The sequence below is a fragment of the Arthrobacter sp. UYEF21 genome (genome assembly GCF_040546085.1).
GTDB lineage: Bacteria > Actinomycetota > Actinomycetes > Actinomycetales > Micrococcaceae > Arthrobacter.
The window spans coordinates 1-9,937 of the sequence record NZ_JBEPNF010000031.1 but is presented as its reverse complement, the minus strand read 5'-3'; the positions used below and the strand labels follow the sequence as shown (position 1 = coordinate 9,937).

The following is a 9,937-nucleotide window of genomic DNA, read 5'->3' as shown; positions in this document are numbered from 1 at the left end:
ATGCCCACGATTCTCCCAGCCGCCCCTACGAGGACATGGTTATTCTGTCGGCGTTTTAAGAATTAGGGCCTGTCATTTCTGACCCACGCACCTAGACGGGCGGTTCAGCCGCCAATCTGAGATCGCGGAGTTCGTCCTGGACTGCACGGGACGGCCAATAATCACCCGTCAGGTCCTGAATCCGGTTTTGATGCGCTGCCGGGAAGAGCTTCTCAAGCAGTCCTGCCGCGTGAAGGAGTGCGATCAGCGCACGGGTCCTGGGATCGGTTTCCGCGTGAGCAGTTTGTGCGGGTTCCGAATCCGCGGCAGAGGGACCGGACGCCGGCTCGGCCCGGCCATCGCTTAGCGCCGACTCAATCCTCTTCAGGAGCGCCGCCTCTGGAGCATGGTCCTTCTCCGGGTACCGCACGATCTTGAACACGCCGAGGTGCTTTTCGCCGACTTTATCCACGATGCCGCGAGAGGCCAGGCTCTCGTAGACACGTTGCACTTCGGCGCGACCCTCCAGCATTGAGACCCACCTTTCGGGAGAGTGCGGACGGGATTTGTGGCGGATGATCTCCAGCTCGTGCTGGAGATGCGTTTGCGGCTCTGTACCGGTGGCCCGGACATTTTTCCCCTGCAGTTCGATTGCGCCAAGCAGGTCCAGTTCGGCCAGGATTGCCCCCGCCACAGCGATCCTAAGTAAGTACGGCGGCAGCTCGGGTTCGCCGTCTATGTCATTCGTTGCCAGGATGAGGAAGGCCTCTGGAAGGCTTAGTTCCTCTGCCTTAGGTGTTTGAGCATCCATAAGATCATGCTCCCCCCGTCCGGCGTCCATCACAACCAGTCTCGATGATTCATCGAAAATGCCTGTGGAGGGCAACGAGTCCCCATTCCTTGGCCCGGGGTGCGAGTTTGAACCACGGTGACTGTGACAGGTTTGGATGGCCCCGGTGTGACGGTTGCAAGTGGCCCCGCCGCTGTCTGCTGGCAGGAAGCCGAGGCTTCGCGGCGGTGTCATGGACTAATCCCAATGTTGTTCGCTTAGCCGTGGGGTTCGGGTGTCAAGATTCTCGTGTGGAGTGTCGCGGGGTAGGTGCGGCGGTCGATGTCGCGGGCTTTGGCGCGGTATTTCGAGATCGCGCGTTTGATCACACGGGGCCGGGACCGTGTCCGGCGGGCCGGCAAGAGATCGTTCAGTACGGCGGCTCTGTCAAGCCCCGGGTTTGACACTTGGCCTATGCGTCTCCGCTCCCGGAGTGCGGGGGCAGCGGAGCCAGGGACGTTTGGGCGAGGATGATGGATAGGGGACCGGACTGGGTAGAGGCGGGGGCAGGGGTGCCGTTGTGTTCGAAGACTCCGGCGGCGGTCCATTCGGCGGTGCCGAGAAGGATGCCGGCGGCAGCGGTGGCAGTCCAGAGCCAGGGACGGCCATGCCGGTTCCCGGAGTCTGGCCGCATCGGAGCCTGCGCCGGGCCGGGACCCTGTTTCAGTGGCACTTCCGCCGCTTTTGGCCTAACGGCTGGCCTCCCCGGTGCGACAGGGGGACCGGCGGCGTGGTGGCTCAGGGGATCCGTCGCGAGGGTGGGTGAAAGCCCGAGGGCCTGGTGGACGGCGGCCCAGGTCTGGCCGCTGGGTACCTCGAGTTCGATACCCGCGAGGTCGAGGGCGGCAATGTGCACGGTGTGTTGCAGGCCTCTGAGGGTTTCGCAGCACTCCGGGCAACTGGCGAGGTGGTCTGCGCCGGCGGGTGTGCCCAGAGGCTCGCGCAGAGCGAGCAGACTGAGAAGGTCCGCGTTAAGGTGTTCCATGTTCCACCTCCAGGCGAGTCCGCAAACGGGTGAGGCTGCGCCGGATGTGGCTTTTGACGGTACCGAGCGGCAGGTTCAGACGCGATGAGATCTGTTCGTGGGTCAGGTCTTCGTAGAACGCCAGCCGCATTATTGCCTGCTGTGGATCCCCTAAGTGCTCCAATTCATCGTCTAGGGCCACACGGTCGGCTAGGGCCTCAACACCCCCCGCGTCCGGGCCGGGAGCGGGGACACTAACCAGGTGAATGGCCGCTTGTTCCAGATGGCGCTGGCGGGAGCGAGCGGACAGTGCGTCGGAAATGGCATTGCGCGTGATTCCGATCAGCCACGCCGGCAACCGCGCCGCCTCAGGGCGGTAACTGGTCCGTGATTTCCACGCCCGGATGAAGACCTCCTGGGTTACGTCATCGGCTGCGGGCTCTCCCAGGGATCTGAGCGCCAGCGTGTAAACCAGCGGGCTCAGCCTCCGGTACGCCTCCGCGAGGACGCGTTCGTCGCCCCCGGCAAACGCGTGGTCGAGGCTGGCGTCCCATTCGTGCGTGGCGGTAGCATCCAGCGGGTGCTCCTTTGAGCGTCGATGCCCTTGTTGAAGCACATTATGCCGCTCCCGCCGGCGATCCGCCATGGTTGAACGGCGTGGGCGGCCCGGAATGTCACCGTGCGCGTGCCAGTGGGGCCGCTGTCGACACGGCCCCACCGGGTGACCGAAGGGATGGCTGCGAGAGCTCCCGAGGGCTACTACTCGTGGTTGTCGTGCCCGCACAATGAGGAGTCCACGACCTGTACGGCGACTCCGAGGTTTTTCATGGCCAGGCTTCCCCAGGCATAGACGATGGTGTTTTTACCCTCGGTAATCTTGACGTCCGCGGGGCCGATCAGCGGGGCTGTGGTTCCCGCGGCTGCTACCGTGGCGGAGACGGTTCCTGCCATGAGGGTGAGGACCTCCTCATCCGGGTTGGTGAGACCCTCAATAATCGTGGTCCCGCCGGCCAGGACATCGACGGCCGGGGCGGCGGCGACGTGCCGGACGGTCAGCTTGCCCTGTCCGTCCGGGCTGGCGGAGGTGTCATTGGTGAACAGCGTGGCCGTGGGGCTGCCGTCGGCGGCCAGATGCGCAACCGCAGTGTAGTCCTGGCCTGCTCCTAGGTCCACTGTGACCGGCCCGATCACTGGGTTGTCGGCGCTGGTAGCGTTGTCGCCGGTGATGGCAATCTCGTGGTCTCCGTCGGGGACGTTCAACGGCCCGGCCAACGTGCCCGGCTTGAAGTGATCCAGAGTGAGCTTGCCGTCAACCCAGACGTCCACGGTAAGACCCGGGACTCCATGGAGGACGGACAGTTTGGCCGTGCCGTCGTCGCGGTGATGCCAGGTGCCAGCCTGGGCCGGGCCGGCCAAGGCCAGTACTGCCAGCATTGTCATCGCTCCGGCGGCTGCAGAGAGTGTCTTGCGCATTCCAACTCCTCATCGAGGCCCGCATAGGGGCTGTGGTTGTGCTTACACCCTTACTACCGGCCGAAGGCCACTCCCGGATGCACCTGCACGGAAATTTCTTTGGCTTGCCCTGGCCGCTCCAGGGATTGTCTGTGTCTTCGTCAGGGGACCACGATGGTCGCCCCGGCGGTCAAGAAGTCACAGGGGCCGCAGGGTCAGGTCCCCGACAGTGAGTTTGGGTCACTGCGTGTGGCGCTGCCGACGGTGGTGGCCAGCACAGGCGCAGCCGCCGCGATGGCCAACGTCAAAGCGGCGGCGGCCCTCGCGTGCTCAGGTGGCAGTAGACGGTGGCGCGGCTGGCCCCAACGCACTTCCCGATGTCGGCCGCGGCCATAGCGGCCCTGGTGCGCTCGGCCAGCTGCTCGAGCTCGAGCTGGGCGAACGCGGACATGACGGTAAGCGTGGCCTGCCCATGTGCCGCGTTGTGCTGATGCCTTCGGTTACGCACCTGCGGTGCTGGAGCAGCAGGTGCCTGGTAGTCCGGTACACCGCCACCTCCGCCGCTGCCATCGGAAGCCACGAACTGGTCTGACGAGGACCGAATGCGACGCCACGGAGGGCTGGAATGGGCGCGTAGCCCACGATTTAAGTTTCTGCGGGGCACCCCAACCGGACGCCCGCGGCCATGGAAAAGCGCTGAGCTGGACCGCCACATAGCTCTGACAAGACAACGCCAAATACCGCCGCGATTCAACGTCGAACAGTACGAGCTCGTAAACTCTGCTCCTCAGTAGAGAGCCCGTAGGCTAGCCAGCGGCTGTCTCCCCTGAAGGGGAACCCTGAGCTGGGCCAATCGGACCTCAGCCCGCAGATTAGAGGTTCCCTCGGGGCTGGATGGATCGCCTCAGGGCTGGGTGCGCCCGGGGCGTGACCGGTAGGTCTGGCCGGGGTTGAGGGGAATCCCGTCGAAGAGCTGCTGGATGGTCACTAGGTGGTATCCCTGGCTCTGAAGGTTACTCATGAGCTCTGCCTGGCCTGCGATGGTCGTGGGGTGAACGTCGTGCATGATCACGACCGCGCCGGGGGTGATTTCCTTGAGCACTTTGGGAACGAAAATGGCCGGGTTCTTGCTCAGCCAATCCTGCGAGTCGACTGACCAGAGCATCAGCGGCATTCCGACGGTCCCCTGCACGGCGGCGTTGGTCGCCCCGTAGGGCGGGCGCATGAATGTCGGCGCGATACCGGCGGCGGCCTTGATGACCGCGCCGGTCCGGTCGATTTCACTCTTGATTGTCGCGGCAGAGAGCCTGGTCAGGTTGGGATGGCTGTAGGTGTGGTTGCCGAGGGCGTGGCCCGCGTCGGAGACCTGCTTGGCGATGCCCGGATTCTTGGAGGCGTTGACGCCCTGCATGAAGAAGGTTGCCATCGCGTTCTTCTCTCGGAGGATGCTTAGCAGTTGCGGCGTCGTTTTCGGTTCCGGGCCGTCATCGTAGGTCAGGGCGGCACAGGGGACCAGGTCGCAGTTGACGTGCTTCAGTCCGGCTGCCGTGGCGGGTGGAACTGCCACCGGGGCCTGGGAGCGGACCTGATCCAAGACCTTGCGCCCGAAGTCGCTCAAGGCATTCCCGGTCTCGCTCGTGCCGATGGTGACCATGGCCGCCTGCGCAAGATGGTCGTGAATGCCTTTGGCTGGGGTGCTGACCTGCATGGTCCCTTCCGGATCCAGGAGCAGATCCTGCAGGATCCCGCCCTCGGGCGGCGGCACGGCTCCTTGGTCTGCTGCCGACGATACGACGATGGCCCGGATGCCAGGGATGCCGTCGGGGCGCAGCAGGTCGGTCGCATTGTGTACTTCTCCGGTGCTCGTATCGGCGTAGATAGTACGGGAAGTGTTCGTCCGAGAACCGTCCGCGGCGCTGTCCTGTTCGGATTCGCGGAGCACGATCACCGTTCCGGAGGCCTTTACGGGCTGTGCCGTCAGCGTGATTCTGGGGCCGGATCCGGCTGGCTTGCCAGTGTTCAGTGTCATCGCCGGCCGGTAGTGCCCCATCTTGGCGTCCAAGACGCCGAGCAGCCAGGAATCCAGTTGGGCGTTCAGTCCCGGCATTCCGTCGATGTAGGTCCAGGACGCCGTCACCGGCAGCGGGGTGGCGACGGTCAGGGACATGGAATAGGCGTTCGGGATGCTCAGTGGAGCCGGTGGCGGCGGACCAGTTGCCGGCGAAACAGTTACCGGTGCGTGGGACGCGGTCGTGCCGTTCGCCGCTCCGGTGATCCCGGTCGTGATTCCTTCGCCGCAGCAAAGGAGCGCGAGAACAGTGAGCAGGCCCAGCGCCGTGCGCCGGAACGAGGAGGCCTTGGGGCCGACCCGCGGGTAAGAAAGGTGTCTCATTAGACGGGCTTCTTCCCTGGACTCGCATGACTTCTCTATTGGCCGCGCGGAAGGAACAGCCAAACAAAATCTTACCCACACCGCACACCCGGACCCTCCACGGCGCGGTGTTTCCGATGAAGGGAGGAGATCACGGACCCGTCGGCGGTGTTCAGGGCCGCGAAGAGGGTCGTGGTTCCTGCCGGACGTAGTCGTGGGTTCGCTTCTCGGGCATCATCGGGAACGCCGGCTGGGAACCGGCCAGCGACTGGACGTGGGATTTCTCGTCCACGCGGAGCACCACGGTCGATTCCGGCGGGTTCAGGTAGGGGCGCTGCGGGCTGAAATCCTGGTCCGTGGCCTGTCTTGGGCGCTTCACGGGGTTTCTGGCCGTCGTTCAGGCCGGTTTCCGCGTGACAACGTCGGGCGGGCATCGTTAAGGGAGTTGTACCGCCAGCCGATACCCAGGTCCCGGCCGGCCCCTGTGATGTGCAGCAGTTGCCCGGCCAGGACCACGCTGCCGTTTGTCGGGGTCCACTAGATCGCCGTCCTGTCGGTCAGGTGCCGTGTCACCATCGATGCCGCGGACCGGTTCCCGGACTTGATCCCGTCAGGCGCCGACGCCGGCGGCAACACCATCGGCCCCATGCCCAGTGCCGGGGCGGCCGAGACTTCCACACCCGATATCCGGTGCGGTGCGCTGGCCGGTGCCCGACCCGGCGGCTTCACTGTCACTGGTGCAGCCGCGCCGGCCTGCGCAGCAAGACCGCTCAGAACCACAGCGGAAAGAATAAGACCTGACAAAAGAGACCGTAAAGCAGCCATGCTGCGCCCCCAATTTGATGTGCTCCCCAGTGAGCAACTCGCGCTCCCCAGTGAGCACAGGATGATCATCTGCGACAGGACTCCCAGAAGGCACGGGGCTTGAGGACCAATGCTCGGGAAAGTCCCGCTAAGCCGATCCCGCGCGGTAACGATGGGTGCCTCGGTTCGTTGAGACTGTATGGCTAAACATGAATATCTGACTGCGGCCGAGGAGGCCTGGTACGGGCGATTCGAAGCGCAGACGACTACGTCTAAGAGGGGGAGGGAGGATCTGAATTGTGGCTGGGCGTAGGGTGGGTTAGACGATAGGAGCACTTCATGAAGAAAATCCTCATGGTACTGACCAGCGTTTCCGAGATCGGCGATACGGGCGAAAAGACCGGCTACAACGTGGCCGAAGCTGCCCATCCGTGGAAGGTCTTCAAGGATTCCGGGCATTTCGTCGACTTCGCGTCCATCCAGGGCGGCCAGCCCCCGCGCGACGAGGTGGACTCAGAAGATCCCATCCAGGTCGCGTTTACGGAGGACGAGACCACGCGCGCCGGTCTCTACAACACTGCCCGCGTCGACGTCGTCGATCCGGACCAGTACGACGGAGTCTTCCTCGTGGGCGGCCATGGCACCATGTGGGACTTCCCGGACAGCGAAGGCTTGCAGAATCTGGTGGCCAGCGTCTACAACGCCGGCGGCTTGGTGGGCGCGGTCTGCCACGGACCGGCCGGCCTGCTGAACGTGGAGTTAGAGAACGGGCTTCGCCTCGTCGAGGGCCGGAAGGTGGCCGCCTTCACCAACGAAGAGGAGGTTGCCGCTGGGAAAGACAAGGTCATTCCGTTCTTTTTGGCAGACCGCCTTGAGGAACAGGGCGCCACTCACGTCTCCGCTGATGTCTTTGAGGAGAAGATCGTGGTTGACGACCGGCTTGTGACCGGCCAGAACCCGGCTTCAGCCGCCGGCGTGGCCAAGGAGATGGAGAAGCTCTTCGCAGAGGTCATCCACCAGGAAAAAGCCGAGGAACAGCACGAGACGGAGGCTCTGCGCGCCGAAAAGGACGCCGCGAAGAACGCCAAAAATCCTGCTGCGGCCGGCACCGAGCACTAACGCCCGCAGCGCACTGAAACTGGCGGCCGCCCCGGCGACGGGGTGGCCGTCAGTTGTCGTAGGTGCGCCGGCAACCGCACTGTTCAACGCATCGCCGACCTGATTCAGGTTCCGCGCTCCACGATCTACGGCCACCTCAACAAATCAAACATCGGACGACGGCCCACGCTTACTGGGGTCCGGCGTAACAGCAGCTGCGGCCCAGAACCCCTGACATCTGGCCCCACCGGATTAGGGTGACTTTCCCGAGCGTTGGTCCTCAAGCCCCATTTAATCCGCCCTCAACTAACGCCGGAAAGTGTCTCGTAGAGGGCCCCCCAAAAGAGACACCCAAGCCGCCATTCCCGACTAACAGTCACAGCGTGTTGCCGGCAGGGGTGTGGGTAGATGGTCGTTTTCCGACACCCCTTAATGCCCGGTGTCGTTCCCGTTGCCTCTCAGGCTCTTTTCTTAGCCTGTATCCACCGATCCGGTTCGGGGTCGTGCTGAATCCTGAAATTTGCCGGGTTTGTGTTGTGGGCGGGAGTCATCGACCGGCCTCGCTGTCGGTGGCGTTCCACATTGTGTTCCTGGTTGCGCCGGACCGGCTGGATGGTCGGGTCTACGCTGTTTGCGGTGGTGCGTGGGTGGCGGTGAAGAGGTTTTCCCACCCGAATGCCAGGGCCAGGACTCTGGCATTCGGAGCCGTATTTGTCGGGCGCTGGAAGCGATCCGGGCCGGGACGTTGATGAGCCTGCGGGGAACGGCGGGAGGCCCCATGTGGTGGACAGGTGAAGGCGCCGGACGTCGTTCCGGGATATCCACCGCTGTGCTCGTCAGGGACCGGACCAATCTGGTCGATTGCGGGCACGGCGTGGGCCGGCAACTGATGCTGGCAGGAATCGGCATTTCGTCCATTAAGGGTATTTTCCTGACTCACCTGCATTCGGATCACACGATCGATCTCGGCTCTCTGGCGATTTTCGGGTTGTACGAGCTGTCCAGGGGTGACCGTATCAAGGTGCTGGGGCCCGGAGACAGAGGGCTGCTCCCGGCCGTGTCTGAACGGGCGATCCAAGCACCCGAACCAATTTTTCCGGCAAGACCAACGCCGGGCACAGTCTCCCTTTTCGATTCCATCATGCAGGGCTACGCCACGGATCTGAACGACAGGATCTTTGACACCCTCCGACCCTCACCCTACGAGTTCTTCGACGTCGAAGATATCAGCGTGCCGGAGGGAATTGGATACCACCCCAATACCAACCCCACCCCTGACATGAAACCCTTCGAGATCTTCGCTGACGAGGTTGTGACGGTAACGGCAACCCTGGTCCGGCATGCACCCATAGCACCAGCATTCGCCTTCCGGTTTGACACCGCCGAAGGGTCCGTAACCATCTCCGGAGACACCGGCCCTTGCCGCAACCTCGTACGCCTGGCCGCAGGAACCGATCTGCTGCTGCATGAAGCCATTGACGTTGACTGGATCTACCGCGACCGGCCCGGAGTCCCGGCGGACTCCGTGCAGGCCGCAATCGACCACCACAACAACGCACACACCTCTGTCGCGGACTGCGACCGGATTGCTACCGAAGCCGGCGCCAAAGCCCTGGCCCTTCACCATCTGGTTCCAGGGACCAGCCCCCGCGAAACCTGGCGGCTCGGAGCCCAAGGCTTCGACGGCACATATCTGGTACCAGACGACCTTGAAGAGATCTCGTTCGCCCGAAGTTCCGTAGCTCATCGGTAGCGGTAGGACTAAGCGATGACGCGCCGGTAAGGTTCTGGAAACCCACTGGCGCGTCCGGACCCAGCAATCCAATAAGTCTGACCGAGAGGCGCCAAAGTCCAACTAGAAGAAATTAACCCACCGACGAACGCAGGTTCCGTGGTGGCGCCCAGCACTACTAACCAAGCCAGCGATGACTGGAACGAGTCCAAGTAGCTGATCCCGACATTAGGAGGGCCGGCGTTCGATGGGCGACTTGCAACGACCCGAATTGAAGCGGCTACGACTGGCCATACCAGCAGCCATCCGGCGACAACGCTGAGGCTATGCTCCGTTTGGGTTCTCTTTAAGCTACGAATTGGCCACCATTTTCCGCTGACAGCTACATATCGTCACAGTGCACACCGGGCCAGCTTGGCCTTAGGCCCGTCTCAGTAACCGATCCTTTGCTGAGATGGCGAGTGGGCGAAGGCCGTGACTCGAGTGGACCGCAGACGACTGCCGAGGGAGGACCATGCTGGTGCAGGCGGCTTCTGAAGAATTGCCGTTAGTGCAGGGGACTGTTGACGTCGGCGTGTCAGAAGTCCTTTGCACCGGGGCCGTTCTTCCGCATGCCCTACGTGTCAGGGTTGGGTGAGGCCAGTACCTCATAGCAACTTCGTCTAATTCGTAGGGCGAGAATCAGGATCATCACCAATGTCTGTCTCC

Annotated in this window: 9 protein-coding genes and 1 pseudogene; 3 read left to right on the top strand and 7 right to left on the bottom strand. The window is 63.4% G+C overall.

The window, feature by feature from the left end; all coding sequences use genetic code 11:
* Positions 1-91: 91 nt before the first annotated feature.
* The 4 genes from ABIB27_RS18845 to ABIB27_RS18830 all read right to left on the bottom strand — a co-directional run bounded on the left by ABIB27_RS18845 (position 92) and on the right by ABIB27_RS18830 (position 3,245).
* Positions 92-790: a GOLPH3/VPS74 family protein gene (locus ABIB27_RS18845; RefSeq protein ID WP_354217865.1), complete on the bottom strand. Its 699-nt coding sequence runs from the start codon at positions 788-790 to the stop codon at positions 92-94.
* 430 nt (positions 791-1,220) lie between these two features.
* Positions 1,221-1,793 (bottom strand): hypothetical protein, encoded by a 573-nt coding sequence (locus ABIB27_RS18840; protein WP_354217866.1) that lies wholly within the window; start codon positions 1,791-1,793, stop codon positions 1,221-1,223.
* Entirely contained in the window at positions 1,780-2,349 is a 570-nt protein-coding gene (locus tag ABIB27_RS18835) for an RNA polymerase sigma factor (RefSeq protein WP_354217898.1), read from the bottom strand. The genes ABIB27_RS18840 and ABIB27_RS18835 overlap by 14 nt, the downstream gene beginning before the upstream one ends.
* A 182-nt stretch (positions 2,350-2,531) precedes the next feature.
* Positions 2,532-3,245, bottom strand: coding sequence for a DUF4397 domain-containing protein (locus tag ABIB27_RS18830; protein WP_354217867.1), 714 nt, complete (start codon positions 3,243-3,245; stop codon positions 2,532-2,534).
* 313 nt (positions 3,246-3,558) lie between these two features.
* Here ABIB27_RS18830 and ABIB27_RS18825 point away from each other — a divergent pair, with 313 nt between their 5' ends.
* On the top strand, positions 3,559-3,816 hold the full coding sequence (locus ABIB27_RS18825; protein ID WP_354254649.1) for a hypothetical protein: 258 nt from the start codon (positions 3,559-3,561) through the stop codon (positions 3,814-3,816).
* A 312-nt stretch (positions 3,817-4,128) separates the two neighbouring features.
* Here the strand turns inward: ABIB27_RS18825 and ABIB27_RS18820 are convergent, their stop codons facing one another.
* The 3 genes and pseudogenes from ABIB27_RS18820 to ABIB27_RS18810 form a co-directional block, all read right to left on the bottom strand.
* Entirely contained in the window at positions 4,129-5,616 is a 1,488-nt protein-coding gene (locus ABIB27_RS18820) for a polysaccharide deacetylase family protein (RefSeq protein WP_354254647.1), read from the bottom strand.
* A gap of 95 nt (positions 5,617-5,711) precedes the next feature.
* A pseudogene (locus ABIB27_RS18815) lies at positions 5,712-5,923 on the bottom strand (IS630 family transposase); the annotation flags it as partial.
* Between the two features lie 209 nt (positions 5,924-6,132).
* Positions 6,133-6,330 carry a hypothetical protein gene (locus tag ABIB27_RS18810; protein ID WP_354254645.1) on the bottom strand — a complete coding sequence of 66 codons (198 nt, stop codon included), beginning with the start codon at positions 6,328-6,330 and terminating at the stop codon, positions 6,133-6,135.
* 408 nt (positions 6,331-6,738) lie between these two features.
* Between ABIB27_RS18810 and ABIB27_RS18805 the strand changes: the two genes are divergently transcribed.
* Together ABIB27_RS18805 and ABIB27_RS18800 are read left to right on the top strand one after the other, a co-directional pair.
* Positions 6,739-7,518 (top strand): type 1 glutamine amidotransferase domain-containing protein, encoded by a 780-nt coding sequence (locus ABIB27_RS18805; RefSeq protein ID WP_354217870.1) that lies wholly within the window; start codon positions 6,739-6,741, stop codon positions 7,516-7,518.
* A gap of 757 nt (positions 7,519-8,275) precedes the next feature.
* Entirely contained in the window at positions 8,276-9,250 is a 975-nt protein-coding gene (locus ABIB27_RS18800) for an MBL fold metallo-hydrolase (RefSeq protein ID WP_354254643.1), read from the top strand.
* Positions 9,251-9,937 lie beyond the last annotated feature (687 nt).

Excerpts from the sequence above, each read along its gene's own strand:
- ABIB27_RS18845 (WP_354217865.1), bottom strand. The coding sequence starts at position 790 with ATGGATGCTCAAACACCTAAGGCAGAGGAACTAAGCCTTCCAGAGGCC.
- ABIB27_RS18840 (WP_354217866.1), bottom strand. The coding sequence starts at position 1,793 with ATGGAACACCTTAACGCGGACCTTCTCAGTCTGCTCGCTCTGCGCGAG.
- ABIB27_RS18830 (WP_354217867.1), bottom strand. The coding sequence starts at position 3,245 with ATGCGCAAGACACTCTCTGCAGCCGCCGGAGCGATGACAATGCTGGCA.
- ABIB27_RS18820 (WP_354254647.1), bottom strand. The coding sequence starts at position 5,616 with ATGAGACACCTTTCTTACCCGCGGGTCGGCCCCAAGGCCTCCTCGTTC.
- ABIB27_RS18805 (WP_354217870.1), top strand. The coding sequence starts at position 6,739 with ATGAAGAAAATCCTCATGGTACTGACCAGCGTTTCCGAGATCGGCGAT.
- ABIB27_RS18800 (WP_354254643.1), top strand. The coding sequence starts at position 8,276 with ATGTGGTGGACAGGTGAAGGCGCCGGACGTCGTTCCGGGATATCCACC.